Origin of the sequence: Streptomyces sp. NPDC102441 (assembly GCF_044765585.1) — a bacterium.
In the GTDB taxonomy this organism is placed as follows: domain Bacteria; phylum Actinomycetota; class Actinomycetes; order Streptomycetales; family Streptomycetaceae; genus Streptomyces.
Genome location: NZ_JBIWKH010000001.1, coordinates 271,855 through 297,383 on the forward strand (window position 1 = coordinate 271,855; position 25,529 = coordinate 297,383).

The 25,529-nt window shown below is 70.4% G+C and carries 27 protein-coding genes and 2 pseudogenes; 10 read left to right on the top strand and 19 right to left on the bottom strand.

Annotation, left to right across the window (positions count from 1 at the left end; genetic code table 11):
• Window positions 1–4 precede the first annotated feature (4 nt).
• From ACIREO_RS01255 to ACIREO_RS01265, 3 genes are read right to left on the bottom strand one after another with little or no spacing between them, the layout of a single operon-like run.
• Window positions 5–1,030: a methionine synthase gene (locus ACIREO_RS01255; protein ID WP_404103292.1), complete on the bottom strand. Its 1,026-nt coding sequence runs from the start codon at window positions 1,028–1,030 to the stop codon at window positions 5–7.
• A gap of 43 nt (window positions 1,031–1,073) precedes the next feature.
• Window positions 1,074–1,763: an SDR family oxidoreductase gene (locus tag ACIREO_RS01260; protein ID WP_404103295.1), complete on the bottom strand. Its 690-nt coding sequence runs from the start codon at window positions 1,761–1,763 to the stop codon at window positions 1,074–1,076.
• Window positions 1,764–1,778: 15 nt separating this feature from the next.
• The gene (locus ACIREO_RS01265) at window positions 1,779–2,318 is read right to left on the bottom strand and encodes a TIGR00730 family Rossman fold protein (RefSeq protein WP_404103297.1); all 540 of its coding nucleotides are present in this window, start codon (window positions 2,316–2,318) and stop codon (window positions 1,779–1,781) included.
• A 65-nt stretch (window positions 2,319–2,383) separates the two neighbouring features.
• Between ACIREO_RS01265 and ACIREO_RS01270 the strand changes: the two genes are divergently transcribed.
• From ACIREO_RS01270 to ACIREO_RS01285, 4 genes and pseudogenes are all read left to right on the top strand, one after another.
• On the top strand, window positions 2,384–2,719 hold the full coding sequence (locus tag ACIREO_RS01270) for a DUF427 domain-containing protein (protein WP_404103300.1): 336 nt from the start codon (window positions 2,384–2,386) through the stop codon (window positions 2,717–2,719).
• A gap of 61 nt (window positions 2,720–2,780) precedes the next feature.
• The gene (locus ACIREO_RS01275; protein ID WP_404103303.1) at window positions 2,781–3,581 is read left to right on the top strand and encodes an alpha/beta fold hydrolase; all 801 of its coding nucleotides are present in this window, start codon (window positions 2,781–2,783) and stop codon (window positions 3,579–3,581) included.
• A 172-nt stretch (window positions 3,582–3,753) separates the two neighbouring features.
• Window positions 3,754–4,048 (top strand): annotated as a pseudogene (locus ACIREO_RS01280) (IS630 family transposase); the annotation flags it as partial.
• Between the two features lie 49 nt (window positions 4,049–4,097).
• Window positions 4,098–4,628: a S1 RNA-binding domain-containing protein gene (locus ACIREO_RS01285; RefSeq protein WP_404103306.1), complete on the top strand. Its 531-nt coding sequence runs from the start codon at window positions 4,098–4,100 to the stop codon at window positions 4,626–4,628.
• Between the two features lie 339 nt (window positions 4,629–4,967).
• Here the strand turns inward: ACIREO_RS01285 and ACIREO_RS01290 are convergent, their stop codons facing one another.
• Window positions 4,968–5,168, bottom strand: a complete 201-nt coding sequence (locus tag ACIREO_RS01290) for a hypothetical protein (protein WP_404103309.1) — start codon at window positions 5,166–5,168, stop codon at window positions 4,968–4,970.
• Between the two features lie 38 nt (window positions 5,169–5,206).
• On the opposite strand from ACIREO_RS01290, the gene ACIREO_RS01295 reads away from it, so the two are divergent.
• Window positions 5,207–5,638 carry a Scr1 family TA system antitoxin-like transcriptional regulator gene (locus ACIREO_RS01295; RefSeq protein WP_404103312.1) on the top strand — a complete coding sequence of 144 codons (432 nt, stop codon included), beginning with the start codon at window positions 5,207–5,209 and terminating at the stop codon, window positions 5,636–5,638.
• A gap of 40 nt (window positions 5,639–5,678) precedes the next feature.
• Here ACIREO_RS01295 and ACIREO_RS01300 read toward each other — a convergent pair.
• The 3 genes and pseudogenes from ACIREO_RS01300 to ACIREO_RS01310 form a co-directional block, all read right to left on the bottom strand.
• Window positions 5,679–5,813: pseudogene (locus ACIREO_RS01300) on the bottom strand (aminomethyltransferase beta-barrel domain-containing protein); the annotation flags it as partial.
• Window positions 5,814–5,846: 33 nt separating this feature from the next.
• The gene (locus ACIREO_RS01305) at window positions 5,847–6,914 is read right to left on the bottom strand and encodes an alcohol dehydrogenase catalytic domain-containing protein (protein WP_404103315.1); all 1,068 of its coding nucleotides are present in this window, start codon (window positions 6,912–6,914) and stop codon (window positions 5,847–5,849) included.
• Window positions 6,915–7,087: 173 nt separating this feature from the next.
• On the bottom strand, window positions 7,088–9,097 hold the full coding sequence (locus tag ACIREO_RS01310) for an FUSC family protein (protein ID WP_404103318.1): 2,010 nt from the start codon (window positions 9,095–9,097) through the stop codon (window positions 7,088–7,090).
• A gap of 224 nt (window positions 9,098–9,321) precedes the next feature.
• Between ACIREO_RS01310 and ACIREO_RS01315 the strand changes: the two genes are divergently transcribed.
• Window positions 9,322–9,789, top strand: a complete 468-nt coding sequence (locus ACIREO_RS01315) for a MarR family winged helix-turn-helix transcriptional regulator (protein WP_404103321.1) — start codon at window positions 9,322–9,324, stop codon at window positions 9,787–9,789.
• A gap of 99 nt (window positions 9,790–9,888) precedes the next feature.
• On the opposite strand, the gene mnmA is transcribed toward ACIREO_RS01315, so the two are convergent.
• A complete protein-coding gene (mnmA, locus tag ACIREO_RS01320) occupies window positions 9,889–11,019 on the bottom strand; it encodes a tRNA 2-thiouridine(34) synthase MnmA (RefSeq protein WP_404103324.1) in 1,131 nt (376 codons plus the stop codon).
• 61 nt (window positions 11,020–11,080) lie between these two features.
• Here mnmA and ACIREO_RS01325 point away from each other — a divergent pair, with 61 nt between their 5' ends.
• Window positions 11,081–11,776, top strand: coding sequence for an N-acetylmuramoyl-L-alanine amidase (locus ACIREO_RS01325; RefSeq protein ID WP_404103326.1), 696 nt, complete (start codon window positions 11,081–11,083; stop codon window positions 11,774–11,776).
• Here the strand turns inward: ACIREO_RS01325 and ACIREO_RS01330 are convergent.
• Together ACIREO_RS01330 and ACIREO_RS01335 are read right to left on the bottom strand one after the other, a co-directional pair.
• Window positions 11,769–12,938 carry a cysteine desulfurase family protein gene (locus ACIREO_RS01330; protein WP_404103329.1) on the bottom strand — a complete coding sequence of 390 codons (1,170 nt, stop codon included), beginning with the start codon at window positions 12,936–12,938 and terminating at the stop codon, window positions 11,769–11,771. The genes ACIREO_RS01325 and ACIREO_RS01330 overlap by 8 nt on opposite strands.
• Window positions 12,939–13,092: 154 nt before the next feature.
• Window positions 13,093–14,892, bottom strand: a complete 1,800-nt coding sequence (locus ACIREO_RS01335) for a protein kinase (protein ID WP_404103332.1) — start codon at window positions 14,890–14,892, stop codon at window positions 13,093–13,095.
• Window positions 14,893–15,039: 147 nt separating this feature from the next.
• Here ACIREO_RS01335 and ACIREO_RS01340 point away from each other — a divergent pair, with 147 nt between their 5' ends.
• Window positions 15,040–15,633, top strand: coding sequence for a TetR/AcrR family transcriptional regulator (locus ACIREO_RS01340; protein ID WP_404103335.1), 594 nt, complete (start codon window positions 15,040–15,042; stop codon window positions 15,631–15,633).
• Between the two features lie 37 nt (window positions 15,634–15,670).
• On the opposite strand, the gene ACIREO_RS01345 is transcribed toward ACIREO_RS01340, so the two are convergent.
• Window positions 15,671–15,997, bottom strand: coding sequence for a DUF4190 domain-containing protein (locus ACIREO_RS01345; protein ID WP_404103338.1), 327 nt, complete (start codon window positions 15,995–15,997; stop codon window positions 15,671–15,673).
• Between the two features lie 15 nt (window positions 15,998–16,012).
• Window positions 16,013–16,168 carry a hypothetical protein gene (locus tag ACIREO_RS01350; protein ID WP_187355833.1) on the bottom strand — a complete coding sequence of 52 codons (156 nt, stop codon included), beginning with the start codon at window positions 16,166–16,168 and terminating at the stop codon, window positions 16,013–16,015.
• A gap of 105 nt (window positions 16,169–16,273) precedes the next feature.
• Here ACIREO_RS01350 and ACIREO_RS01355 point away from each other — a divergent pair, with 105 nt between their 5' ends.
• Both ACIREO_RS01355 and ACIREO_RS01360 read left to right on the top strand, forming a co-directional pair.
• On the top strand, window positions 16,274–16,900 hold the full coding sequence (locus ACIREO_RS01355) for a TetR family transcriptional regulator (protein WP_404103341.1): 627 nt from the start codon (window positions 16,274–16,276) through the stop codon (window positions 16,898–16,900).
• 10 nt (window positions 16,901–16,910) lie between these two features.
• On the top strand, window positions 16,911–17,744 hold the full coding sequence (locus tag ACIREO_RS01360) for an alpha/beta fold hydrolase (protein WP_404103344.1): 834 nt from the start codon (window positions 16,911–16,913) through the stop codon (window positions 17,742–17,744).
• Here ACIREO_RS01360 and ACIREO_RS01365 read toward each other — a convergent pair.
• The 7 genes from ACIREO_RS01365 to ACIREO_RS01395 form a co-directional block, all read right to left on the bottom strand.
• Complete coding sequence (locus tag ACIREO_RS01365; protein ID WP_404103346.1) at window positions 17,716–18,687, bottom strand: helix-turn-helix transcriptional regulator; 972 nt, start codon at window positions 18,685–18,687, stop codon at window positions 17,716–17,718. The two genes, ACIREO_RS01360 and ACIREO_RS01365, sit on opposite strands and share 29 nt — an antisense overlap.
• Before the next feature lie 19 nt (window positions 18,688–18,706).
• A complete protein-coding gene (locus ACIREO_RS01370; RefSeq protein WP_404103349.1) occupies window positions 18,707–19,573 on the bottom strand; it encodes a thioesterase family protein in 867 nt (288 codons plus the stop codon).
• A gap of 52 nt (window positions 19,574–19,625) precedes the next feature.
• The gene (locus ACIREO_RS01375) at window positions 19,626–20,297 is read right to left on the bottom strand and encodes a trimeric intracellular cation channel family protein (RefSeq protein ID WP_404103351.1); all 672 of its coding nucleotides are present in this window, start codon (window positions 20,295–20,297) and stop codon (window positions 19,626–19,628) included.
• Between the two features lie 18 nt (window positions 20,298–20,315).
• The gene (locus ACIREO_RS01380; RefSeq protein WP_404103354.1) at window positions 20,316–21,587 is read right to left on the bottom strand and encodes an ABC transporter ATP-binding protein; all 1,272 of its coding nucleotides are present in this window, start codon (window positions 21,585–21,587) and stop codon (window positions 20,316–20,318) included.
• On the bottom strand, window positions 21,584–22,672 hold the full coding sequence (locus tag ACIREO_RS01385; protein WP_404103357.1) for an ABC transporter ATP-binding protein: 1,089 nt from the start codon (window positions 22,670–22,672) through the stop codon (window positions 21,584–21,586). Before ACIREO_RS01385 ends, ACIREO_RS01380 begins: the two co-directional genes overlap by 4 nt.
• Window positions 22,669–23,658 carry an ABC transporter permease gene (locus ACIREO_RS01390; RefSeq protein WP_404103359.1) on the bottom strand — a complete coding sequence of 330 codons (990 nt, stop codon included), beginning with the start codon at window positions 23,656–23,658 and terminating at the stop codon, window positions 22,669–22,671. The genes ACIREO_RS01385 and ACIREO_RS01390 overlap by 4 nt, the downstream gene beginning before the upstream one ends.
• Before the next feature lie 90 nt (window positions 23,659–23,748).
• Window positions 23,749–25,509 carry an ABC transporter substrate-binding protein gene (locus ACIREO_RS01395; protein WP_404103362.1) on the bottom strand — a complete coding sequence of 587 codons (1,761 nt, stop codon included), beginning with the start codon at window positions 25,507–25,509 and terminating at the stop codon, window positions 23,749–23,751.
• Window positions 25,510–25,529 lie beyond the last annotated feature (20 nt).

Consider the following 25,529-nt stretch of genomic DNA (forward strand, 5'->3'; position numbering starts at 1 on the left):
CCCGTTACTCAGGGTTGTCCGCGAGCGATTTCGCCGCCCGGGCGCAGTGGGCGAGCGCGGCGCGCGCGTACGCGGGCGATGCCCCCGCCAGCCCGCAGGAAGGCGTGATCACGACGGACTCGGCGAGAGTCCCCGGATTCAGCCCCAGCCTGCTCCACAACGTCCTGACCTCCTTGACGCTACCGCCCGGGTCCGACAATGCGTCCGAGGCGGCGTCGAGACCGGGAACCACGCCGAGGAAGAGCTGGGTACCGCCTTCGACGGCTTCCCCGATCGCCTCCTCCTCACGCTCGGTGAGCAGGGAGAAGTCGAAGGAGACCGCGCCCGCCCCGGCGCGGCGCAGCAGCCCGAAGGGCACCTCCGGGGCGCAGGAGTGGACGGCCGTGGGGCCCCCGCCGTTCACCGCGAGCAGCTCGCGCAGCGTTCCCTCGACGACCTGACGGTCCACGGCACGGTAGGTGCGGTAGCCGCTCGCCGATCTGACCCGCCCCTGTAGTACGGCGGTCAGGGAGGGTTCGTCGAGCTGGAGCACGACCTCGGCGCCGGGAATCCTCCGCCGCACCTCCGCGAGGTGGGACAGCAGCCCCTCGGCCAGCGAGCCCGCCAGGTCGCGGCAGGCCCCCGGGTCGCCCAGCATGGCCTCGCCGCCCCGCAGTTCCAGCGATGCGGCCAGGGTCCAGGGGCCGACGGCCTGGACCTTGAGCAGCCCCTCGTAGCCCTGGGTGAACTCCTCCAGGGCGTCGAGGTCCTCACCGAGCCAGGAGCGGGCCCGGCGGGTGTCGCGGCCGGGGCGGTCGCTGATCCGCCAGCCGCTGGGCTCGACATGGCCGTACATCTCGACGAGCAGGCCGACGGTCCGGCCGGTCATGTCCGCGCCGGGGCCCCGTGCCGGCAGCTCCGCCAGATACGGCATGCCCTGGCCGTCGGCGAAGGACCCGGTGACGGTCTTGGCCGCCTCCCGGGCGTCTCCCCCCGGCATGGACCCGATCCCGGTGGCTGCACTCGCGCTGAACCCGCTCTTCTCGCTCACGCGGAAAGCCTACGGGCCCGGGGGGCGCGGGGGCCCCGGCCCCTCAGCGGCCCGGGCGGACCGTCAGGTCGTTGATCTCGGCGTCCCGGGGCAGATCGAGCGCGAGCAGGATCGTGGTGGCCACCGATTCGGGGTCGATCCAGCGCGAGGCGTCGTACTCCTTGCCCTCCTGCTGGTGGACCTTGGCCTGCATGGGGCTGGCGGTGCGGCCCGGGTAGACGGAGGTGACCCTGACACCGTTGCCGTGCTCCTCGTGGCGCAGCGAGTCGGCGAGGGCCTTGAGCCCGTGCTTGCTCGCGGCGTACGCGCCCCATTCGGCGTGCGCCGCGAGCCCGGCGCCGGAGTTCACGAAGACGACGTGGCCCTGGGTCACGCGCAGCTGGGGCAGCAGCAGACGTGTCAGCTCGGCCGGGGAGACCAGGTTGGCGTTGAGCTGGAAGTGCCAGGCCTTGGGGGTGAGGTCGCCGACGGTGCCGAGCTCGACGACGCCCGCGACGTGCAGCAGGGAGTCGAGGCGTTCGGGCATCGGCTGCTGCCCGAACGCCCAGGAGAGCCGGTCGGGGTTGCCGAGGTCGCCGACGAGCGTGCGGGCCCCGGGGTGGAGCGCGGCCAGTTCCTTGGCGCGTCCCGCGTCCCGGGCCAGCAGCACGAGTTCGTCGCCGCGCTCCAGGAGTCGACGGGCGACGGCCGCTCCGATGCCGGATCCGGCGCCGGTGATGAGATGAGTAGGCATGGACTCATGCTCGCATCACCGCAGGCCGGCCGACTCCTCCAGGTAGGCCAGCGCCCCGACGCCGTCCTCGGCGAAGAAGACCAGCTCGGTCAGCGGGAGGGGGAGGAAGCCCTCTTCCTCCATGCGCAGGAACTGCTGGTGCAGGCCGTCGTAGAACCCGGCGGTGTTCAGCAGGACGACGGGCTTGGTGTGCTTGCCGTGCTTCTTCAGCTCCAGGATCTCCGTCGCCTCGTCGAGCGTCCCCGTTCCGCCGACCATGATCACTACGGCGTCGGCCTTCTCCAGGAGCAGGGCCTTGCGCTCGGCCAGGTCCTTGGCCGTCACCATCTCGTCGGCGTTCGTCCGTGCCTTCGCCGCCAGGAAGTCCACCGACACCCCGACGAGCCGTCCGCCGGACTCCTGGACGCCGTCGGCGACGACCTTCATCAGCCCGCTCTCCGACCCGCCCCAGACCAGGGTGTGCCCGCCCCGGCCCAGCAGTTCGGCGAACTCACGGGCGGGCACGGTGTAGCGGTCGTCGAGGTCGGCGGCGGAGAGGAAGACACAGATGTTCATGCGGACACGGTACGGCCGGCCCGGCACACGGGAAGAAACCGGCCTCCTCCGCGGCTGAACCAGGTATGACCTCCACCACAGGACACACCATCACCGTCAGCCCCGAAGCCGTACATGTGCGCGCGGTCCATGACGGGCAGGTGCTCGCAGAGAGCCGCCGGCCCCTGGTGCTGCGCGAGACGGGCTGTCCCGACCGTTACTACCTGCCGCCCGAGGACGTCCGTGCCGACCTGCTCACCCCCTCGGACACCCGCACGCACTGCCCCTTCAAGGGAGACGCGTCGTACTGGTCACTGCCCGGTGCGGCGGACCTCGTCTGGGCCTATCCGGAGCCCAAGGACCAGGTCGCGGCGGTCAAGGACCACTTCTGCTTCTACGCCACGGAGGTCGTCCCCGACTGATCGTCAAAAAAGACTTCTGCCGCAGCGATGAGTTCGGGGCGGCACGGCAGTCCACCTTCACATGGACAAGACTCTCTCCCGTGACGGTACGTCGATCGCGTATCGCCGCCACGGTGACGGGCCGCCGGTGATCCTGGTCGGCGGTGCCCTGAGCACCGCGGCCGACGAGGCACCGCTGGCCACCCTGCTGGCTCCGCGTCTCACGGTGGTCACCTACGACCGCCGGGGCCGCGGGGCGAGTGGCGACAGCGGACCGTACGCCCTCCGCCGCGAGATCGAGGACCTGGCGGCGGTCGCGGCGGCCACGGGTGAGCGCGTCTCCCTGTTCGGGATGCTGTCGGGCGGGGCGCTGGCCCTGGAGGCGCAGGCCGCGGGGCTGCCCGTGGACCTCCTCGCGGTCTACGAGCCGCCGTACACCCCGGGTCCCGCCGGCCTCCTGTACAAGTCCCGCTGCACCGCGCTGCTGCACCGGCTGCTGGCGGCCGGGGACCGGGGCGGCGCCGTGGAGCTGTATCTGTCCCGGACCGGGGTGCCGCAGGAGACGATCGCCCGGATGCGCCGGGCCCCGCTGTGGTCCGGCCTGGAGGAAGTGGCCCACACCCTCGCGTACGACGACGCCTTGCTCGGCGACGGCTCGGTCCCGGCAGGGAGGTTCGCGTCGATCACCGCGCGCACCCTGGTGGTGACCGGTGGTTTCAGCACGGAGCAGGCGCACCGGACGACCCTCGCCCTCGCGGCCGCGATCCCCCGGGCGAGGCACCGCACCCTGACCGGCCAGACCCGCGAGCTGGCACCGCACGCGATCGCTCCGGTGCTGGCGGAGTTCTTCGCCAGGGACGTGTTCGCCGGCCGCGCGTCCTGAACCGCCTCGCCGCCGCGTCCGTACAGGGGTCGGACGCGCGGCGGGGCGTATGCCTTTATCCCGGGTCAGCGCCGGTCGACCGCTCGCGCGAGTTCGACAAGCCATCCGACGGTGCTCAGCGGGGCGGGCGGCTCGACCTCCAGGCCGAGTTCGGCCAGCCCGGTGACGTAATCGCCGCTGGGCCAGGAAGACCAAGGTCGAGCTGCGCTTACCCCGACCTATGCATCCTGGTGCGTACCCGACCGAAGCCCCCTTCGGACCGCTGATGCAGTTCACCATCTCCAACTCCCACCACCCCAACCACACCGTCCAGACACGGGCCCTGCACGCCTACCTGCGCTGGCGCCAACGCCAACGCCAACGCCCGCCACCGTGACGTCCTGGCCGCCGAACGACGTGAACGCGCCCGTATCCGCAGCGAGAAAGCCATCCGCTGGGGTGGACGTCCCCTCAGGGCCGCAGCGTGAGCACGCTTCCTACCCAGTGCGCAGCTCCTCGTGAAAGGCTGGGAGCGCGATGGGTGGAGCGTCCGAGAACCCAGAACTCTGGGCATTCCTGGAGTCACTGCACCGCGGCGGTTTCCTTTCCGGCACGGTCACAGCAATCGAACGGTTCGGTGTGTTCGTCTCGCTGGACGACGGCCCCGCCCACCCGGTCTTCCCCGGCGTCGGGTTCATCTCCTTCGCTGAACTGTCCTGGCGACGTTTCGAGGAAGCCTCCGACGTGGTGCAGGTTGGACAGCGCGTCTCATGCGAGTTCCTCCAGTTCGACACGTGGAACCTGGAGGCCAGACTGTCGTTGAAGGCCACACAGCCGGACCCCTTCCAAGTATTCGCCGACACCGTCGCGGTGGGGCAGAAACTGCCTGGCCAGGTCACCAAGCTGGTCCCGATCGGTGTCTTCGTCCAGGTCGCCGACGGAATCGAGGGACTGGTTCACCTGCGGGAGCTCGCCTGGAGACCGGTGGAGACTCCATCAGATGTCGTCCAGGTCGGCGACAAATCACGGTGGTCGTCACCGAGATCGACCGAGAGCGACGCAGGATAGCCCTCTCCCGACGACAAGGCTCATCCGCTGGCCTGTGATGCGCTGCGCTCCTGCGACAGTTCCCTTGCGCGAGTGGTCCTGAAAGTCTGCTCGGTCAAAGGAAGGCACATGCCCCAGGCCGGTGAACCTTGCGGTCACGGCAACGGTTGGGCATCGACGATCCCCGGGTTCCACCCCACGCAGTCGTGCCCCATATCGACTGGCAGAAGGAGTGCATCGCCCCCTGCCACTCGCTGTTGCCGCCGTCGGTGAGATAAGCGATGCACGAAGTGAAGTTGGTGGCAGAGGCCTTCGAGGCCGCGAGCCACGCGTCGCCGATGCCACGCAACTCGTCCGTGGTCAGGCTCCGAGCGCGAGCTCGAACCACACGGTCCTGCCACCCGAACCCAGCTCGCCCTCCCCTATGGCGCATCCGCCCCAGCGGTCCGCGACGAGTTCGAGGATGGCCAGGCCCCGCCCGGCTTCAGCATCCGGTCCGACGGCCGGCGTATACGGCTTGGGCAGATCCGGGCTGAGGTCCCAGACGCTGACCCGGAGCACGGGGTGCCGCCACTGGAGCCGTACGCCGGCAGGCCGGGATGACAGGCGGCCGCAAGACGGGCTGGTGGGAAGAGTACCGAGGCAAGATCCCGCCAGGCTTTCTGGATGTGTCGGCCCTGGAGAACTACGCCATTCGCCTGCGCACGATCCAGACTGCACATCTGCCCGGCCTGTTCCACACCGAGGACCACGCACGCGCCATCTTCGAACTCTTCGTCCCGGCGCTTCCCCGCCTCGAAGTCGAGCTACGAGTGGCTCACCGCATGGCCCGCCAATCCGTGATCATGAGAGGGCAGGGGACCCCGTACTCCGGTGTGATCCACGAAGCGGCGATCAGAATGCAGCTCGGAGGCGCGGTGAAGGACGAGGGCGTCATGCTTCGGGAGAGCGACAGCCCTGGCACCGTCCTGACAACCAAGCAGTCCGCGCTGCGCGCTCTCGTGCTCGCGATCAAGAGCCGGGAGATTTGAGGCGTCACTCCGCAGCATTGGTACCGAAGACGCCCAGCCCTCAGCCCGCCGCCGCAGTCTCCCGCCGCACCGTCGTAGCGGTCGTGGACGGCCCGGCCACGCGCGTCCCGTCGTAGCGCAAGACCGCCTGGCCCGGCGCCACGCCCCGGACGGGCTCGGTGAAGGCGACGGACAGGGCGACACGGTCAGCTCTGCCGCCCTCGGCAGATCAGGCTTCGGTGTCGGCGGCGCCGGGGGCCACAGTGAGCACGGCACGGCCGCGGACCCGTCCCGCTTCGAGTTCGTCGAGGGCTTCCAGGGCCCGGTCAAGTGGGTAGCGCTGCACCTGGGGCCGGAGCTTGCCGGCTCGGGCAAGGGCGACGACATCGGCGAGTTCGCCGATCGTTCCGCTGTAGGGGCGGGTGACCGCGACCCCCCAGGGGAGGCCGGTCACGCCGGAGCCGGCTTCGAAGCGGAAGATGCCGTCGGAGAGGCCGATGAAACGGATCGCTCCACCGGGGGCGACCAGGTCGGCGGCCAGGGCCATGGTGCTGTCGCGTCCGACGAAGTCGAACACCGCCTCGGCGCCGTAACCGTCGGTCAGGGCCAGCACGTCGTCGACGACCGTGGGCGAGTCGGAGCGCAGGGTCACATCGACCTCGTCGCGTACGGCGGTGAGGGCGTCGTCGTTGACGTCGAGCGCGATCACCTGTGCGCTGGTGACGGCACGCAGGATCTGAGCCGCCATCTGGCCGAGTCCCCCGGCGCCGACGATGACAGCGGTGGAGCCGGGGATGAGCAGGTCCTCGACCGCATGGATGGAGTGGTAGGGCACCAGCGCGGCGTCCGCGAGGGGCGCGGCGAGATCCGGGTCGAGATCGCCGATGGCGACCAGGGCCCACGCGGGTACGGCAACGTACTCGGCCATTCCCCCGTCCCGGCTCACCCCGGGGGTGGGGGGCGAGATGAACCGGCCACCGGTCCGCCGGCACATGTTGTGCCGTCCGGCCAGGCACATCCGGCAGGTGCCGCATCCCCAGCAGGGGTAGACGACCGCGGCGTCGCCCGGCTTCCAGCCCGTCACGGCCGCTCCTGCCGACGCCACCTCGCCGGCGATCTCATGGCCGAGGACGGTGCCGCGGGGAACCGCTTCCTCCCGCAGATGGCGGAAGTGCACATCGGTCTGGCACACGCCCGCGGCGCGGACCTTCAGCAGCACCTCGGACGGACCGATCCCGGGGACGGGCACCTCGGACAGTTCGACTCTGGCAGGTTCCAGCAACTGGACGGCCTTCATGTGGCTTCCTTACTTCTCTCGGTCTTTCAGCGACGGAACTCGTGCCGGTCCCCGGTCGGCCGGTTCCCGGACACCGCGCCCCGTCGGCGGCGCCCTGGAACAGGGTCTGCTGAACACCCGGACGTCGCAACCGGTCCGGGCACCCGCTGCCGCCTCAGCGCGCGCGGGCGACGTCATCGCGGATCCTCGACGGCCACGTGGAGCAGTTCGGCGACCTGGTGGAGATGGTGCGTCGCGGGGTTCGGCTCACCCGTGAGGACAGGCGCTTCCGTGAGCCCATGAGCAGGATGCGGCTCGGCAAGGCTGTGGGCGATGTGCGCGAGGTGGCGGATGACGGCGGTGCTCTCCTTTGACATGGCCTCCGGCCCACGGCGTACGGACACCGTCAGCCCGCGCAGCCGGGAGGAGAGTGAGGCGTGCCGGTCCAGCCCCGTCCGTATCCGCTTCCGGTTCGCCGGCGTCCACGGAAGCTGCGCCAGCGGCCGGGCCGCGGCGGTGAGCTGCCGGGCGTGCTCATCCGCGACGCGCAACCGCATCCTGAGCCTGGCCTCGTCGTGCTGTTCCCGCGCCGCCGAGGTCCCGATGTCGTCGAGCAGTTGTCCGATCGACCGCAGGAACCTCCGCCGCGCGAGGTGAGCCGTGTCCCGGGCACTCACGGGCAGGACGAGAGCGGCGACGGTGACCGCGACCACGGCCCCCAGGGCTGTTTCGGTCAGGCGGGTGAGCAGCATTCCTGTCTCGTACTGGTGCATGCTCGCGTACAGCTGGAACACGCAGACGGTGATGAAGAAGGCCATGAAGGTGTAGGAGAGACTCGCCAGGTAGTGCCCCAGCAGACAGCTGACCAGCACCACGGCGATCACTGCTCCAGGTTCGCCACGCACCAGGTCGTCGACGGGGACGGCGACGGCGACGCCGAGCAGTGTGCCCACGAGACGGTCACGGCCCTTGACCGCGAGTTCCTCGCGGGTGACCGGGCCGAGGAACACGATGAACACGGCGATCAGCGACCAGTAGCTCTGTGCCGGAGAGACGAGCCGACCGAGGGCGGCGGCGATGGCCATGGCCACCGTGGCCTGAACGGCCTGCCGCACCGGCAGGCTCAGCGGTTTCATCCCGCAGCGGTCCAGCAGGCCGGCCCCCCGTGGCGGGACCTCGGCCGCAAGCCCGGCCGCTCCGGGCAGCGCACCGCTGACGGCCACGGTCACCACCGGCGTGAACCGGGCGGCCTCGGCCGCTTCCTGAAGGGCCCCCGCTCCATCGGCTTCCGCGTCGGCCAGCGCGATGACCGCCGTCGACAGCCGCCGCAGGGCGCTGCGCGCGTCCTCGTGCCGGGGCAGCCGGTCCAGGAGACGCAGCGCACCACGGCGCGCGCCGTGGTGATCGGAGTGTGTGAGACAGCGCAGAATTCCCGCTGCGGCACGGACGCCGGGGTCCTCGGCGGACGGGTCCCTGCCCGCGCCCGTCAGGGACCGGACCGAGGCCACGATCGTGTCGATGGCCGACTGGCTGTCGATCAGGCGGTGGCGGACCAGAACGGCCGATCCGTCCGGGTCCGCCTCCGGATCGGCGAGCCACCCGTCGATGACGAGCGCGATGTGAGCCAGTTGTCCGTGCCGTGAGGCCAGGACGCGGCGGCGGCGCGCGCCTGGTTCATCCATCAGCAGCTCGGCGCTACGGAACACCGCCGCGGCCTGGGCCTGCCAGGCACGCAGCGCATGGCGCAACGACGCACGGGGCCGGTGCCGGAAGAACGCCAGCGCCAGTACGCCGCTGCACACCCCGGAGACCACGTACGCCGACAACAGGAACGGCAGGTCCGACAGCGGCGGCTGAAGGATCGTGGTGATGTAGAAACCGGCCCAGCCCATCAGTCCCAGCACACTGAAGGCGGGCCCGAACCGGCGGACGGCCACCGCCGGGAAGGTCGCCGCCACCAGACAGCAGTCGAGTTGCCAGCCGCCGCCGAACGCGGCATGCGCCAGAACGCCTGCGGAGAGTCCGGCACCGGCCGCCACCGGCTGCGCCAGCCCGAAACGCAGACGTGCCGCGGCGGACCTCTGCAGCACCACGGCGGACCCCTGCATGGCGGCGACCGCGCCCAGCAGCATGGCCGTCTGCGCGCTCCGCCCGGGGAAGGCCAGACGCACGTACGCGAATTCGGCCGCGAGTGCGATGCCCATGCTCAACGTGGCAACCCAGGCAACTCGCCACCGGGGGAGCCCTGGGTCCGCGGCCGCCAGCCGTCCGGCCAGGCGTGTGGCCCATCCGCTCCTGGCGCCCGGCGTCACACTCCTGGAACGCATCGCGTGGCAGCCCTCCCCATCGGTCTGGACAGATGCATCATACCTGCATTTGAATGTACGATACATGTGTTCGCCCGGCCGCAACCACCGAGGACAGCGTCATGATCAGTGAACGGATCGACCAAGCAGGGTGGGACCCGACGGACGTGATCGAGTTCCAGACGGCAGTGCTGGTACGCAACCTCGAACTGATCCGGCGGCGTTCGGACTTCTACCTGGAGGTCGACAGGGCCGGCTACCTGTTGCTGCGCGCGCTGGATGTCCTGGGTTCGGCGGATGTCGTGACCTTGGCGACCGAGCTGGGACTGGACGCGTCGACGGCCGCGCGTCAAGTGGCCGCGATGCGCCAGGCGGGGTTCGTCAGCCGCACGGTCGCCCCCTATGACCGCAGGCGCGCCGTCGTGGAGACGACAGCGGAAGGACGGGCGGCAATGGAGACCGTACGCCGACGGCGCCGCGCGGGCACCGCGCAGATGCTGACCGACTGGTCCGATGACGACCGCCACGCGATCGCCGGCATGTTCGCCCGCTACAACCAGGCCATCACCGACCGGTACCTGGCGCCGTGAGCTCGCCGGCCGGGAGGCGGCCCCGTCGCACGAACACCACCTGCGGACGATCCGCAGGCGCAGCCCATGACGACAGCCCGGGCCGTACGGCCCCGTGGATCAGCGGGCCGAGGTCTTCTCCCTGCGCACCGTCGTCGCGATCGTCGCCGACCCGACCACCCGCGTGCCGTCGTACAGCACGACCGCCTGGCCCGGCGCCACACCCCGGACAGGCTCGCTGAACGTGACCGACAGGGTGCCGTCGGTCAGCTCCGCCGTCACCTCGGTCTCGCCGCCGTGGGCGCGGAGCTGGGCCGTGTACGTCCCGGGGCCGGACGGGGCCGTGCCGCACCAGCGGGGCCTGATCGCGGTGAGGGCGGTCACGTCGAGGGCCTCGGCCGGGCCGACCGTCACCGTGTTGTCCACCGGGGAGATGTCCAGGACGTAGCGCGGCTTGCCGTCGGGGGCGGGGTGGCCGATGCGCAGGCCCTTGCGCTGGCCGATGGTGAAGCCGAAGGCGCCCTCGTGGGTGCCGACCTTCGCGCCCGCCTCGTCGAGGATGTCGCCCTCCGCCGGGCCGCCGAGACGGCCGGCCAGGAAGCCCTGGGTGTCGCCGTCGGCGATGAAGCAGATGTCGTGGCTGTCCGGCTTCTTGGCGACCGCAAGGCCCCGGCGCTCGGCCTCGGCCCGGATCTCGTCCTTGGTGGTGAGGGTGTCGCCCAGGGGGAACATGGCGTGCGCGAGCTGCCTCTCGTCCAGGACGCCCAGGACGTAGCTCTGGTCCTTGGCCATGTCCGAGGCGCGGTGCATCTCCCGGGTGCCGTCCTCGTTCAGCACGACGGTGGCGTAGTGCCCCGTGCACACCGCGTCGAAGCCGAGCGCCAGCGCCTTGTCGAGCAGCGCGGCGAACTTGATCTTCTCGTTGCACCGCAGGCAGGGGTTGGGGGTGCGCCCCGCCTCGTACTCCGCGACGAAGTCGTCCACGACGTCCTCGCGGAAGCGTTCCGCCAGGTCCCAGACGTAGAACGGGATGCCGATGACGTCCGCCGCGCGGCGGGCGTCCCGGGAGTCCTCGATGGTGCAACAGCCGCGCGCACCCGTACGGAAGGACTGCGGGTTCGCGGAGAGGGCGAGGTGTACACCGGTCACGTCGTGGCCTGCCTCGGCGGCTCGCGCCGCTGCGACGGCGGAGTCGACTCCGCCCGACATGGCGGCGAGCACACGGAGGGGGCGCTGGGAGGTCTGAGTCATAGCTTCTCCAGAGTACGGGGCCCCGGGAACCGAATGCTCGCGGATATGCGTTGGAGATCATATGGGGAACAACGGGAGTGCCGGGTCGCCGGGAAAAGGACCTGGCCGGGGCATCAGTCGGCGTTCACTGCTCATCGGGGGCGGGGCAGCGGCGGCGGCCACCGCCGCAGTGGCCGTGGACGAGATCCGGCACGTCTGGTGGCGGGTGCCAGGCGTGGGCAAGCCCCGTGACGAGGGCGAGCGGGACTACGCACCGGCGACCTGGGTCGCGGCCTCCGAGGCGAACTGGCGGCGGGCCGACCGCCCCGACGACTACGGCGTGGACCGGGTGATCATCCATGTCACCCAGGGCAGCTTCGAGAGCGCCGTCAACGTCTTCCAGGACCCGGCGCACAAGGCGGCGTCGCACTACATCGTCGGCCAGGACGGCCAGGTGACGCAGATGATCCGCGAGCTCGACGTGGCGTACCACGCGGGCAACCGCTCGTTCAACGAACGCAGTGTCGGAATCGAGCACGCGGGCTTCGTCGACCGCCCGCAGGACTTCACCACGAAGATGTACGAGTCCTCCGCGCGGCTGACGGCGACGATATGCAAGCGGTACGGCATCCCGGTGGACCGCGAGCACATCATCGGGCACGTGGAGGTGCCCGGCACTGACCACACCGACCCCGGGCCCCACTGGGACTGGGCCCGCTACATGAAGCTGGTGCGCGCGGCGTCCACGGCGGGAGCCAAGACATCGCGGGCTAGCTGAGCCCTGCCGTCCTGGCCCGTTCGACCGCGGGGCCGATCGCCCGCGCGACCTCTTCCACGTCCTGTCCGGTCGAGGTGTGGCCGAGAGAGAAGCGCAGCGTGCCCCGCGCCAGCGCGGGGTCGGTGCCGGTGGCCAGCAGCACATGGCTGGGCTGGGCGATACCCGCGGTGCAGGCGGATCCGGTGGAGCATTCGATGCCCTGGGCGTCGAGCAGCAGCAGCAGGGAGTCGCCCTCGCAGCCCGGGAAGGTGAAGTGGGCGTTGGCGGGCAGCCGCCCGCCCGGGGCCGGGTCGCCGCCGAGGATGGCGTCGGGGACGGCCTTCCGCACGGCGGCTGCCAGCTCGTCCCGGAGCGCGCCGATCTCACGGGCGAAGCCCTCGCGTCCGTCGGCGGCGTGCCGTCCCGCCACGGCGAACGCGGCCACGGCGGGGACGTCGAGGGTGCCGGAGCGCACATGCCGCTCCTGGCCACCGCCGTGCAGGACGGGCACGGGGGTGTGGTCGCGGCCGAGCAGCAGCGCGCCGATGCCGAACGGGCCGCCGATCTTGTGCGCGCTGACCGTCATGGCGGCCAGCCCGGAACGGGCGAAGTCGACCTCCAGCTGCCCGAACGCCTGGACCGCGTCGGCGTGCATGGGCACGCCGAACTCAACGGCCACCTGGGCGAGTTCCCGTATCGGCATGATGGTGCCGATCTCGTTGTTGGCCCACATCACCGTGACCAGGGCGACGTCGTCGGGGTTGCGTGCGAGCGCCTCGCGCAGCACGTCCGGGTGGACACGTCCGTACGCGTCGACCGGGAGGTACTCGACGGTGGCGCCCTCGTGCTCGGCGAGCCAGTCCACCGCGTCGAGGACGGCGTGATGCTCCACCGGGCTCGCGAGGACCCGGGTCCTTCGGGGGTCGGCGTCGCGGCGGGACCAGTAGAGGCCCTTCACGGCGAGGTTGTCGGCCTCGGTGCCGCCGGAGGTCAGGACCACCTCGCTCGGGCGTGCGCCGAGGGCGTCGGCGAGGGTTTCTCTGGACTCCTCGACGGTACGGCGGGCCCGGCGCCCGGCAGCGTGCAAGGAGGACGCGTTGCCGGTGACGGCGAGCTGCGCGGTCATCGCCGCGATCGCCTCCGGAAGCATCGGCGTGGTCGCGGCGTGGTCGAGGTAAGCCATGGTGGTGACGATTCTACGAGCCCGGGGCGCGGCACCGCGCCGGTGCATCGCACCGGGGGCCGCGACGGACGCTCCCGGACCGGCTCCGCGCCCCACGGGCCGGGGCTGCCGGCGCCCCCGCACCTGCGCCGGGAGAACGCCTACGGGGCTGTGATCACAGCACCGTCCAGCGTTGCGACGCCTCCCCCGCGCAGGTGTTCGCGGCGATGCCGCCGCCGTAGGCCAGGTCGAGACAGCCGCTGTTGGAGACGCTCACGATGCTGCCCCCCGACCCCGTGCGCCAGCGGCGTGCGGCGGCCTGGTCGCACGCACCCACGAAGACGGCCTGGCCGATCATGTTCGCGGACAGGCACTGCCCGCCCTTCTTGTTGACCAGCTCGAAGTCTCCGCCCGACAGGCCCCGGACGGTCCACGTGGCGCTCGGGTCGGCACAGTCGCCGTCGTCCGTACTGCCGTACACGGTGACGAGGCACTTGTTGTTGTCGCCGTTGCGGTAGCGGTGCGTCCCGGAGGGTGTGCCCGCGCCGCCCGTCGGGCCGCTGCCGCCGGACGGGCTGGAGCCCCCGGACGACCCCGAGCCACCGGAGGCGCTTCCACCCGCACCGTCACCCGATCCGCCGTCCTGGGAACCGCCCCCCGCGTCGCCGGCTCCCGCGTCGCCGGCTCCCGGGGCGGGCGAGGAAGCCCCACCCGCCGGCTTGCCTTCGCCCTTGCCCCCCGCGTCCTTCTCCTTGCCCTTCGGCGACTTCCCCGGTGACGCCGAACCGGTCGGGCTCGCGTCGGAGGAATCGGAGGAAGAGGCCGTGGGCACGGCCCCGGCCGTGGCTGTGGCGGACGGCCCGGCGGCCGCACGGTCGCCCGGTCCGAAGGTGTAGGGCAGCAGCTGGAAGGCGAGTGTCGCCCCGCCCACTGTCAGGACGACGGGGAGGACAACGAAGGCGACGCGGGTCCGCCGCTGGCGCTCACGGAACTTCGGACGGCTCTTCTGCCCGAGGTTCCGTGTCTTCACGGACACGGGAGGCGGCAGTTCGATCTCCTGCACGTCCGCCGCGAAGGCGGCCTTCTCGCCGAGGTTCCCGCTGATGGACTCCGGCCACAGAGGGGCCGTGAACGGTCCGTGTTCCGTGGCGGTCCGCACCAGATCGGCCGCCGTGGGACGCGCCTCGGGATCCTTGGCGAGACAGGCCGCGACGACGTCGGCGAGACCGGCGTCCAGCTCCCGCAGCGCCTCCAGGTCGGGCTCGTCATGCACGATGCGGTACAGCACGGCGAGGCCTGACTCCTCGCCGAAGGGCGGGCTGCCGCTGGCCGCGTAGGCGATGACCGACCCCAGCGCGAACACATCGGCGGCGCCGGTCAGGTCCCGTCTCGTCGTCGCCTGTTCGGGTGCCATGTACGCCGGCGTGCCGACCACCATGCCGCTTCTGGTCAGTTGGCTCTGCTCGGTGGCACGGGCCACGCCGAAGTCGATGACCGTGGCACCCTCGACCGTGAGCATCACGTTGGACGGCTTGAGGTCCCGGTGCACCATGCCCAGCTCATGAACGGGGACCAGCCCGGCGGCGGCCTCGCGCAGCAGGAGCCACAGGGTGCCGGCCGGCAGCGGGCCCTTGTTCAGCTCAAGAGCCTTACCCAGGGTGAGGCCGGGAACATACGCGGTGGCCAGCCAGGGCGGCCGCGCGTCACGGTCGCTGGCGAGCAGAGGCGCGGTCGCCTCCGCCGGCAACCGGGAAAGATTGTCCAGCTCGTGCCCGAAGCGGCGGACGAAGTCCTGGTCCTCACCCGCGATCGAGGGCAGCACCTGCTTGACGGCGACGTACCGCCCCTCGTGGACACCCAGGAACACACGCCCCATGCCACCCGAACCGAGACGCCCCGCGAGCGGAATCCCACCGATCTGCACCGGATCGTCCGCTTCCAGCGGCTTGGCCCCACTGCCCGTCAGATCTAACACACCCACACCGTCCCCCAGTGACACGCTTTTTCGGTACCAGGGGAAGTCTGACCAGTGGATACTGGAAGCGGAAGCATCTTCTAGAAAATTGCTTTAGAAATTCACCGCGGGTGAGCCCGCCGCACGGACAACGGGGACGACCACTCGATGAGCCCGAAGCAGCATCGCGGCGAAGTCACTTCCGATCAGCTCCTGGACGCCGCCCTGCGCGTGTTCGTCACGTCGGGCGAGGAAGGCCTCACGGTCAACGCCGTCATCCAGGACAGCGGCGTGAGCCTGGGCAGCCTATACCACCACTTCGGGAGTTTCGACGGGCTCATCGCCACGCTCCGGCACCGGTGGCTGGACCGACTGCTGGGCGAACTGGCCGAAGCCCTGCGGGAGTCGGGCACCGCGCGCGAGGGCATCGCCGCCGCGGTGCGCGCCTACCTGGCCTTCGTCCAGGAGCACCACGCCCCCGCCCTCCTCCTGCACTCCCCCCTCGCCGACCGCAAGAGCATGACGCGGGGCAGGGAGTTCCGTGACTCCCAGGAGGCCAGGGTCTCGGAAGTGGGCCTCTGGATCCGGCTCCACACCGATTCGGGGGAGCTCGCCCCGCTCCCCGTGCCGCTGATCGAGTCCCTCGTCATGGGCCCCGTCGTCGCCGTCGCCCGCCGGTCGCTCTCGGGTGTCGGCGATGTCGACCTCGACGAGGCCGCACACCTTCTGCCGGAACAGATCTGGCGCTCGGTCCGCGCGTAGCCCGCGCCCGGAATGCCCGGAACGGGCCGCACTCCAGTCAGCCCGCGAGGCTCCAGGAGACGGTGCCGTTGGCCGTGACCAGCACGGCCAGGACGACCAGGTCCGCCACACCGAGGGCCAGTCCGAGCAGAGCGCGGCCCCGGCGGGTGGTGGAGCGGGCGAGAGCGACGATCGCCATGACGATGGCGACGGGCCCGAGCAGGATGTTCATCACGAGGAGGCCGAGCAGCCCGAGCACGAACGAGGCGACGGCGAGCCCGTCACCCTCCCGGGCGGTGGAGCGGGCCTCGCCGGAGCGGGCGTCGCGCGGAGCGGTGCGTGCGGTGCGTGCGGTGCACGTGGTGCGTGCGGTGATGAGTGTCATGGTGCGGCTCCTTCGTCAGCGGGTGCGGCGGGCGAGGCGTTCGCGGACACCGAAGACCGCCAGCCAGAGACCGATCACGGCAGCGGCGGCCAGGGCGGCGGGGAGCGGGAGGTGCGCTACCGCTCCGAGGACAACCCCCAGCAAGAGCAGGGCGGCGACGAGGACGAACATGACCGGGCCTTTCTGCGAGCTTTGAGAGTACGACTGTGCACTGACTTAGGAGTCTAGACCCTGCACCACTTCCGAAACTCGGAGAACGGTTGTTTACTGAATGGCATGAGTCACACCGTCGGCATCCGCCAGGCCCAGAAGCTGAAGACGCGCCAGGCACTGCTCGACGCGGCACTCGGACTGCTGGAGCATCAGAGCCTGAGCAGCCTGGGCCTGCGTGAGGTGACGCGGGCCGTGGGTGTGACCCCCACCGCCTTCTACCGCCACTTCGACGGCACGGCGGCACTCGGCGTCGCCCTCGTCGAGGAGGCCCTGGACAGCCTGCACGGCATGATCGGCGCGATCCTCGCGGACACCGGGGACAGCGAGGAGCGACTCGACCGCAGCGTCGGCCTGATAACCAGTCATGTCACGGCGCAGCCCGCCCACTTCCGCTTCATCGCGCGCGAACAGCACGGCGGTGTCGGGGAGGTCCGCGAGGCCATCGCCGCGCAGCTGCGCGGCTTCGCCGAGGAGGTCGCCCAGGTCCTCGGCGAGGAGCCCGAGTCGGCCGGCTGGGACCGGGAGGACCTCCTGATGCTGGGCGGGCTGTACGTCGACCACATGGTGCTCACCACCTCGGCCCTGCTGGACGCCGGCCCGGACGGCGAGCAGGAGGTCGTCCGCGTGGCCCGGCGTCGGCTGCGCCTGGTCACGCTGGGCCGGGCCCACTGGCTGGACGGCAGGTCGTAGGGTTGGCGTCATGAGCGACTGGACCCTGGACCGGACCTTCATCAGCTCCTCGGGCGAGGTGCGCTGGGGGGCGCTGGGCCCCGAGCAGGCTCCGCCCGTCGTCCTGGTGCACGGCACGCCCTTCTCCTCGTACGTCTGGCGCGGCATCGCCAGGGGGCTGGCGCAGGACCACCGCGTGTACGTGTGGGACCTGCCGGGGTACGGCGCCTCCGCGCAGTACACGGGCCAGGACGTGTCGCTCCGCTCCCAGGCCTCGGTGCTCGCCGAACTCCTCGCACACTGGGGACTCGGCGAACCGGCCGTGGCCGCCCATGACTTCGGGGGATGCGTCGCCCTGCGCGCCCATCTCCTGCACGGCGCGCGCTACCGGCGCCTGGCCCTCGTCGACCCGGTGGCGCTGGCCCCGTGGGGCTCGCCGGCCTACCGCCTGCTCGGCGGCCGGTCCGAGGTCTTCGGCGAGCTGCCGCCGGACCTGCACCGGGCCCTGGTGACCGAGTACGTCGGATCGGCCAGCCACCGGGGACTGCACCCCGCGGTGCTGGAGAGCCTCGTCGCCCCCTGGTGCACGGAGGCCGGACAGCCCGCGTTCTACCGGCAGATCACCCAGAACGACCAGCGGTACACCGACGAGATCCAGCACCGCTACGGGGAACTGGAGCTGCCCGTACTGGTGTGCTGGGGCACGGAGGACACCTGGATTCCGGTCGCCCGCGGCCATGAGCTGGCCGGGATGATCCCGGGCGCCGAGCTGCGGCTGATCGAGGGGGCCGGGCATCTCGTCCAGGAGGACGCGCCCGCCGAGCTCACCGCGGCCCTCACCCGTTTTCTGCGTACAGCTCCGTGACGGCGGCCGCCGCTTCGGCGAGCACACTGCGGGCTTCCGGCGGCGACAGCACTTCGAGGTTCGGCCCGAAGGAGAGCAGGGAGCGCGCCCACGCGAGCTCAGGCACGGCGAGCCCGGCCAGCAGCCACTCCCCCGCCGTCGCCCGCTCCGGCTCCGGGGGCCCGGTCAGGACCCCCGCGTGGAGGCGTACGAAGAGGTCCAGCCGGGAACGGTGCACGCGCACCTGGAGCCGCACGTCCCCCGGCCGCTCCTCGACCTGGCGGCGCAGCTCCTCCCATACGGCGGCGGGCTCCACGCCCGCCCTGCGCACCACCGGTTCCTCGGTGAGGACCGCCCGTCCCACCCGGTCCGCCCGGAAGAGCCGGGGCGCGCCGTCCAGGTCGGCGGTCAGATACCAGACGCCCGCCTTCACCACGAGGCCGTACGGGTCGACGGTGTAGACGCGCGGAGTGTCCGTACCGCTGTGCCGGTAGTGGAGCAGCAGCCTCCGGTCGGCGAAGACCGCGTCATGAAGTTCGCCCACGTCGACGGCTGCCCGTGGGCCGCTCATCCAGCGGACCGGGTCGACCAGGATGCGGCGGCTGGTCCGTTCGGCGGCGGGCCGGTGCGGGGCCGGGAGGGCGGCCATCACCTTGCGCAGCGCGGAGCCGAGGGCGTCGTCGAGTCCGAGCGCGGCGTGGGCGCCCTGTGCGGCAAGGACGAACAGGGCGCGCGCCTCGTCGGCGGTGAGCCCGGTGACATCGGTCCGGAAGCCCGGCAGCAGTGCGATCCCCCCGTTGCGCCCCCGCTCCGCGTACACGGGCACGCCGGAGGCCGAGAGCGCCTCGACGTCCCGGTAGATGGTGCGTACGGAGACTTCGAGGCGCTCGGCCAGCTCACCGGCGGGAACCAGGCCGCGGGTCTGGAGGAGCAGCAGGATGGAGAGCAGCCGGTCGGACTTCACGGCACCATCATGGCGGGGCTCAGCCGCGGGGCGCGCGGGCCAGCTGGCGGGACTGGGCGACGAGACGGCCGGCGCTGTCCCAGACGTCCGCGTCCTCCTCCAGGAAACCGCCCGCGAGGTTGCGGGTGGTGATGGAGACGCGCAGCGGCCCGGGTGCCGGGCGGCAGCGGATGTGGGTGGTGAGCTCGATGGTGGGCGTCCAGCCCTTAAGCCCCAGCTCGAACGAGGTCGGCGGCAGCGCGTCCACGGTGAGCAGCAGCGAGAGCGGATCCGCGTCACGGCCGTCCGCGAGCGCGAACCAGCCCCGCATCTCGCCCTTGCCCGACGGTGCGCCGACGGCCCAGCCGACCGTCGCCGGGTCGAGCTTGACGTCCAGCCGTTCGGTGATGGCGGAGCTGCCGGGGATCGGCGCCGTCCCGTCGCTCGTGCCGAGGCACTGCTCCAGGGGCGGGATGGCCGGCGGCTCGGCCGACGTACGGATCTCGCCGGTCAGGCCGTCCAGGTCGCCGTAGGTGGCGAGCACCCGGATGCGCTCGATCTCCGAGCCGTCCTCCGCGAACTGGAAGAGCGATGCCTCGCCGGTGGAGAGCGTGCGGCCGGTGCGGACGACCTGGGTACGGATCACGGCGGGGCCGGGGACGGAGGCCGTGAGGTAGTGCGCGGAGACCGAGAACGGGTCGGAGTGCGGGAGCGCCTCGCCGAGGGCGCGGCCGAGCATGGCGAGCAGATAACCGCCGTTGACCGCGTGGATGATCGTCCACCCCGCGGAGAGCTCCGCGTCGTAGACGCCTTCCTCCCGGAGCGTGACGGTGGTGTCACGGTCGAACTCGCTGTCACCGATGGTCGCCTGTACCGCGCGCGACTCCTGCGCTGCTGCCTGTGCCATGGAATGCACGCTACACCGATCGCATTACTGAGCGGTAGCTTTTTGTTTGCCGTCAGATGACGGCCGAACTGTCCTCCGCCGTGGCCGAGCGCCTGTTGTAGGCGCGCGGGGCCCGCCAGTGGAAGCGCATGGCCAGCAGCCTCAGGACGAAGGCGGTGATCGCGGCGGCGCCGCTCGTATAGGCGTCGAGGGCGTCGAAACGGATGCAGAGGGCCACCATGACGGCGCCCACGATCGCGGGCACGGCGTACAGGTCCCGGTCCCAGCGCAGCAGCGAGGGCACCTCGTTCGCCAGGACGTCGCGCAGCACACCGCCGCCGACCGCGGTGGCCAGCCCGAGGGCGGCGGACGAGGTGAGGCCGAGACCGTACTCGTACGCCTTGACCGTGCCGGCCACGCAGAAGAGTCCCAGTCCGGCCGCGTCGAAGACGTTGACGCCGACCTGGATCCGCTCCACGTGCGGGTGCAGGAAGAAGACCAGGGCCGCGGCGACCAGCGGGGTCACGAAGTAGCCGAGATCCGTGAAGGCCGCCGGAGGCAGTGCGCCGATCATCACATCACGGAAGATCCCTCCGCCCAGCGCTGTCACCTCGGCGAGGACCGCGATGCCGAAGACATCGAAGTTCTTGCGTACGGCGAGCAGGGCGCCCGAGATCGCGAAGACGAAGATCCCGACGATGTCGAGCGCATGCTGGACGGAGGGGGTGAAGAGTTCGTTGAGCACCGTGCAATTGTGCCGGTCCTACTTCTCCGGCTTGTCCTCCGCACCCGTGGACGGTGCGACTGAGCCCTTGCCGCCGCCTTCCGGAGCGGGCTCGGCGGGCTTTGCCGGCGCCTCCGCCGCAGCGGCCTCGGGGGTCTCCTCCGCCGCAGCGACCTCGGGAGTATCCTCCGCCACGGCCGGCTCCGCGGTGCCCGACGACTTCACCGTGATGACGTCCGCGACGAGCGGCGCGTCCCCCGGGGCCTGGTCCTCGCCGTTCTCCGGGTGGTGGCACGCCACCTGGTGCCCGGTCTTCAGCTGGAGCAGCGGCGGCTCGGTCGTCCCGCAGACCTTCGTCGCCTTCCAGCACCGGGTGTGGAACCGGCAGCCGCTCGGCGGCGAGATCGGCGAGGGCACGTCACCCTTGAGCAGGATGCGGTCGCTCTTGGTACCGCGTCGGCGCGGGTCCGGCACGGGCACCGCGGACATCAGCGCCTTGGTGTACGGGTGCATGGGCGCCTCGTACAGCGACTTGCGGTCGGCCAGCTCGACGATCTTGCCGAGATACATGACCGCGATCCGGTCCGAGACATGGCGGATGACCGACAGGTCGTGCGCGATGATCATGTAGGTGAGACCGAGCTCGTCCTGGAGGTCGTCCAGCAGGTTCACCACCTGCGCCTGGATCGACACGTCCAGCGCCGAGACCGGCTCGTCCGCGACGACCAGCTTCGGATTCAGCGCGAGTGCCCGTGCGATGCCGATGCGCTGACGCTGGCCGCCGGAGAACTCGTGCGGGTAGCGGTTGTAGTGCTCCGGGTTGAGCCCGACCAGCTCCAGCAGCCGCTGGACCTCCGCCTTCACACCGTTCTCGGGCTTGACGCCCTGGAGCCGGAAGGGGGTGCCGACGATCCCGCCGACCGTGTGGCGCGGGTTCAGCGAGCCGTACGGGTCCTGGAAGATCATCTGGATGTCGCGGCGCATCGGCCGGAGCCGCCCCGCGGACATATGGGTGATGTCGCGGCCCTGGAACTCGACCTTGCCGCTGGTCGGTTCCAGCAGGCGGGTCACGAGCCGGCCCATGGTCGACTTTCCGCAGCCCGACTCACCGACCACGCCCAGGGTCTCCCCGGGACGCACGTCGAAGGTGAGCCCGTCCACTGCCTGGACCGCGCCCACCTTGCGCTTCAGCACGCCCTTGGTGATCGGGAAGTGCTTGACCAGGCCCTCGACCTTGAGGAGCGGCTCGGACCCGGACCCGTCCGACCCGGCCGCAGGAGACGCGGGAGTCTTCTTGTCTCGATCAGTCACAGCTTCGGCGCAATCTCTTCGGTCCAGATCCGGTCGCGCTGCTCACGCGACATGTGGCACGCGGAGTAGTGCCCGTCGCTGACCTGCTGCAGCTCCGGACGCTCGGTGCGGGTGATGTTGTCCGGGGGGACGTCGGCGTACGGGCAGCGCGGGTGGAAGGCGCAGCCCGACGGGACGTTGATGAGACTGGGCGGCGAGCCCTTGACCGGGATGAGCCGGTCGGTCTGCTCCCGGTCGATGCGCGGCATGGAACCGAGCAGACCCCAGGTGTAGGGGTGCTGGGGCTCGTAGAACACCTTCTCGGCGGTGCCGCGCTCGATGCAGCGTCCCGCGTACATCACGAGCAGGTTGTCCGCGATCTCCGCGACGACACCGAGGTCATGGGTGATCATGACGACCGCGGAGCCGAACTCCTTCTGCAGGTCGCGGATGAGGTCGAGGATCTGCGCCTGGACGGTGACGTCCAGGGCAGTCGTCGGCTCGTCGGCGATGAGCAGCTGCGGGTTGTTGACCAGAGCCATCGCGATCATCGCGCGCTGGCGCATACCGCCCGAGAACTGGTGCGGATAGTCCTCGTAGCGGCGGTGCGGCTCGGGGATGCCGACACGGTCCAGCATCTCGACCGCGCGCTTCTTCGCGGTCTTCTTGTCGACCTTGTTGTGGACCCGGTAGGCCTCCACGATCTGCGCGCCGATGCTGTAGTACGGGTGCAGGGCGGACAGCGGGTCCTGGAAGATCATGGCCATCTTCTGACCGCGCAGCTTGCGTACCCGCTCGGGGCCGGCGCCGATCAGCTCCTCGCCGTCGAGCCAGATCTCACCGCCGATCCGGGCGCGCTCCGAGGTGTGCAGGCCCATGATCCCCAGCGAGGTCACGGACTTGCCGGAGCCGGACTCGCCGACGATGCCGAGGGTCTGGCCGGCCTTCAGGTCGAAGCTGACGCCGTCGACGGACTTGACCAGACCGTCGTCGGTGTCGAAGTGGACGCTGAGGTTGCGTACGGACAGGAACTGCTTGTCGTCGCCGGACCGCGGGGCGGGAACGGTGTCCGCCGCCGGGGAGTCCTTCTTGATTGCGTCGCTCATGAGAGCCTCACCCGGGGGTCGATCGCGGCGTACACGAGGTCCACCAGCAGGTTGCAGATGACGATGAAGAAGGCGGCGACCAGGGTCACGCCCATCACCTTGGGCAGGTCGGCGGTGGTCACGCCCTGGATGGCGAAAGCACCCAGCCCCTGGAAGGAGAAGACCCGTTCGGTGATGACCGCGCCGCCGAGCAGCAGCGCGAAGTCCATGCCGAAGATCGTGACGAGCGGGGTCAGCGCGGAGCGCAGCCCGTGCTTGACGACCACCTTGCGTTCCTGGAGTCCCTTGGCCCGTGCGGTTCTGATGTAGTCCTCGCTCATCGTCTCCAGCATCCCGGCCCGGGTGAGCCGGGCGTAGAGCGCGGAGTACAGCAGGGCGAGTGTGCACCAGGGCAGGACCAGACTGCCCGCCCACTCGAGCGGGTTGTCGGCGAAGGGTACGTACTCCCCGTTGCCGAACAGCGCCAGTACGACGAGACCGGTGAAGAACATCGGCAGCGAGACACCGGCGAGGGCGACGCCCATGGAGAGGCGGTCGAAGAACGAACCCCGCTTCAGTGCGGAGAGGACGCCGATCGCGACACCGGAGACGACCCAGATGACCGCGGCACCGACGGCCAGCGACAGCGTGACCGGGATGCGGTCGACGAGCTGCGGCCAGATCTCGGTGTGGGTCTTGAAGGAGTACCCGAAGCACGGGGCGTTGCAGGTGACGGGGTCGGGGCCGAACTGGTAGTCGGCGCCGACGACGATGCCCTTGACGAAGTTCCAGTACTGGAGGTACAGGGGCTGGTCGAGCCCCAGGTTCTTCTTGACCGCGGCGATGACGTCGGGGTCGGGGCTCTTCCCGACGTACTGGGCGGCCATGGAGTCGAGGGTCTGCCCGCCGAGGCGGGGCACGAGGAAGAAGATCGCGAACGTGACTGCGCTGACCACCAGCAGCAGCAACACCGCGGCGAATACGCGTCGGATGATGTACGCAGCCACAGCCGTGCGGCGCCGGGCGGGCGGACGGGGTACGCCCGCCGGCCCGGCGCCTTCACCTGCCTTTCAAGGGATGCTGTCGATGAACAGGTGTTACTTGGTGGACGTCATCAGCACGTAGTCGTACATGCCGAGGTACGCGTCCGTGACCGTGACGTTCGCCGCGGACTCCGGGCGGTAGAGCAGGTTCTTGCGGTAGACGAGCGGAACGACCGAGGCGTTCTCCATGACCTTCTGGTCGACCTCGCCCCACACGGCGTTGCGCGCCGTGGTGTCAACGGTGCCGATGCCCTTGACGAGGGCCTCGTTGACACCCTTGTCGTCGAGCTCCATCAGGTTCGTGCCACCGGACGGCTTGATGGCCGATCCGTTCACGATCTGGTCCAGGAAACCGAAGCCGGTCGGCCAGTCGGCACCCCACTGCATCATCATCATGCCCGCGTTGTTCTTGTGGACCCACTCGGGTACACCCGCGAAGTCCGTGAAGTACTTGTCCGCCGGGAACTGCTTGATCTCGGCGGTGATGCCGATCGCCTTCAGGCTGCCCTGGAGCTGCGTGGCGGCGGTGATCTCGTCAGGACGGTCGGAGCGCGCCGTCAGCGTGGTCTTGAAGCCCTTGGGCTGACCGCACTTGGTGAGGTGCTCCTTCGCCTTGGCGATGTCGCCCTTGCTGCCCTCGGTCGGGTACAGGTCGAACTTCTTGTAACCGGCGACGGTCGGCGGAATGACCGTGCTGGCCGGGTCGCCCTTGACCGAGCCACCGATCGAGTCGATCAGGCTCTGCTTGTCGACGGCGTACTGAACGGCCTTGCGGCATTCGATGTTGTCGAACGGCTTCACGTTGACGTTCAGCGCCATGTACTGCAGGGCACCGGCGTACGGGTTGTCCGTCTTCGCCTTCTGGTCGGCCTTGACCAGGACCTTGGGCTGGGTCTTGGACTGCAGACCCGTGCCGGCGACGTCAGCGGTGCTCACGTCGTTGAGAAGGTGGTCGTCGACCGTGGTGGCGTTGACGTTGAGCTTCAGCTCGATCTTGTCCGGCAGCGCCTTGCGGATCGGGTCCGTCTTCTGGTCCCACTCCGGGTTCCGGACGAGCGTCGCGCCCTTGCTCTCGTCGTACGCCGAGAACTTGTACGGACCGGAGGAGACCATCTTCTGGACGTAGCTGGCGCCCGTGTCGGCCTTCTGCTGGATCGGCGCGGTCTGCGAGAACGCGGCGAGGTAGTCCATGTCCGCGAACGGCTTGCTCAGCTTGAAGACGATCGTGTAGTCGTCAGGCGTCTCGATGGACTTGAGACCCTCGGGCGACTTGTCCTTGTACGGACCTTTGTACTCCTTGCCGCCCTCGAGGTACGACTTGAAGTACGTCGGGCCGTTGGACAGGGCCTCCGGCGCGAAGTTGGAGCGCTCGACGGCGTACTTGACGTCCTTCGAGGTGATCTCGGAGCCGTCCTCGAACTTCACGCCCTTGCGGAGGGTGTACGTCCAGGTCTTGGCGTCCGCGCTGGCCTTGCCGAGGCTGGTGGCGAGGTCGGGGACGACCTCCAGGCTCTCCTTGCCGGCGGCGGGCTTGAAGGTCACCAGGGCGCGGGCGTACAGGCGGGAGAAGTTCTGCACCCAGCCGTAGTACGTGTTGCCGGGGTCCAGGGAGTCCGGGCCACTGGAGTGCTCGTACGTGACCGTCCCCCCCTTCTTGTCGGTCGCGTTGACGACGCTCGTCAGACCGGCGTCAGCCTTGGCGTTGCCCCCACCGCCGTTGCTGTCACCGCCCGAGTCACTGCCGCTGCACGCCGATGCGCCGAGCGACACCGCTACGGCCATGGCTATGGCTGCCGCTGTCTTTCTGTTCTGCATGCTGAGGAAAGCCCCCTCGC

What these genes read in the sequence shown, in the direction of transcription:
- ACIREO_RS01360 (WP_404103344.1), top strand. Translation starts at nt 16,911, where the DNA reads ATGAGCGACTGGACCCTGGACCGGACCTTCATCAGCTCCTCGGGCGAG.
- ACIREO_RS01330 (WP_404103329.1), bottom strand. Translation starts at nt 12,938, where the DNA reads ATGGCTTACCTCGACCACGCCGCGACCACGCCGATGCTTCCGGAGGCG.
- ACIREO_RS01370 (WP_404103349.1), bottom strand. Translation starts at nt 19,573, where the DNA reads ATGGCACAGGCAGCAGCGCAGGAGTCGCGCGCGGTACAGGCGACCATC.
- ACIREO_RS01325 (WP_404103326.1), top strand. Translation starts at nt 11,081, where the DNA reads ATGGGGAACAACGGGAGTGCCGGGTCGCCGGGAAAAGGACCTGGCCGG.
- ACIREO_RS01265 (WP_404103297.1), bottom strand. Translation starts at nt 2,318, where the DNA reads ATGAACATCTGTGTCTTCCTCTCCGCCGCCGACCTCGACGACCGCTAC.
- ACIREO_RS01340 (WP_404103335.1), top strand. Translation starts at nt 15,040, where the DNA reads ATGAGCCCGAAGCAGCATCGCGGCGAAGTCACTTCCGATCAGCTCCTG.
- ACIREO_RS01315 (WP_404103321.1), top strand. Translation starts at nt 9,322, where the DNA reads ATGATCAGTGAACGGATCGACCAAGCAGGGTGGGACCCGACGGACGTG.
- ACIREO_RS01285 (WP_404103306.1), top strand. Translation starts at nt 4,098, where the DNA reads ATGGGTGGAGCGTCCGAGAACCCAGAACTCTGGGCATTCCTGGAGTCA.
- ACIREO_RS01305 (WP_404103315.1), bottom strand. Translation starts at nt 6,914, where the DNA reads ATGAAGGCCGTCCAGTTGCTGGAACCTGCCAGAGTCGAACTGTCCGAG.
- ACIREO_RS01310 (WP_404103318.1), bottom strand. Translation starts at nt 9,097, where the DNA reads ATGGGCATCGCACTCGCGGCCGAATTCGCGTACGTGCGTCTGGCCTTC.
- mnmA (WP_404103324.1), bottom strand. Translation starts at nt 11,019, where the DNA reads ATGACTCAGACCTCCCAGCGCCCCCTCCGTGTGCTCGCCGCCATGTCG.
- ACIREO_RS01260 (WP_404103295.1), bottom strand. Translation starts at nt 1,763, where the DNA reads ATGCCTACTCATCTCATCACCGGCGCCGGATCCGGCATCGGAGCGGCC.
- ACIREO_RS01275 (WP_404103303.1), top strand. Translation starts at nt 2,781, where the DNA reads ATGGACAAGACTCTCTCCCGTGACGGTACGTCGATCGCGTATCGCCGC.
- ACIREO_RS01295 (WP_404103312.1), top strand. Translation starts at nt 5,207, where the DNA reads ATGACAGGCGGCCGCAAGACGGGCTGGTGGGAAGAGTACCGAGGCAAG.
- ACIREO_RS01345 (WP_404103338.1), bottom strand. Translation starts at nt 15,997, where the DNA reads ATGACACTCATCACCGCACGCACCACGTGCACCGCACGCACCGCACGC.
- ACIREO_RS01350 (WP_187355833.1), bottom strand. Translation starts at nt 16,168, where the DNA reads ATGTTCGTCCTCGTCGCCGCCCTGCTCTTGCTGGGGGTTGTCCTCGGA.
- ACIREO_RS01355 (WP_404103341.1), top strand. Translation starts at nt 16,274, where the DNA reads ATGAGTCACACCGTCGGCATCCGCCAGGCCCAGAAGCTGAAGACGCGC.
- ACIREO_RS01395 (WP_404103362.1), bottom strand. Translation starts at nt 25,509, where the DNA reads ATGCAGAACAGAAAGACAGCGGCAGCCATAGCCATGGCCGTAGCGGTG.
- ACIREO_RS01385 (WP_404103357.1), bottom strand. Translation starts at nt 22,672, where the DNA reads ATGAGCGACGCAATCAAGAAGGACTCCCCGGCGGCGGACACCGTTCCC.
- ACIREO_RS01270 (WP_404103300.1), top strand. Translation starts at nt 2,384, where the DNA reads ATGACCTCCACCACAGGACACACCATCACCGTCAGCCCCGAAGCCGTA.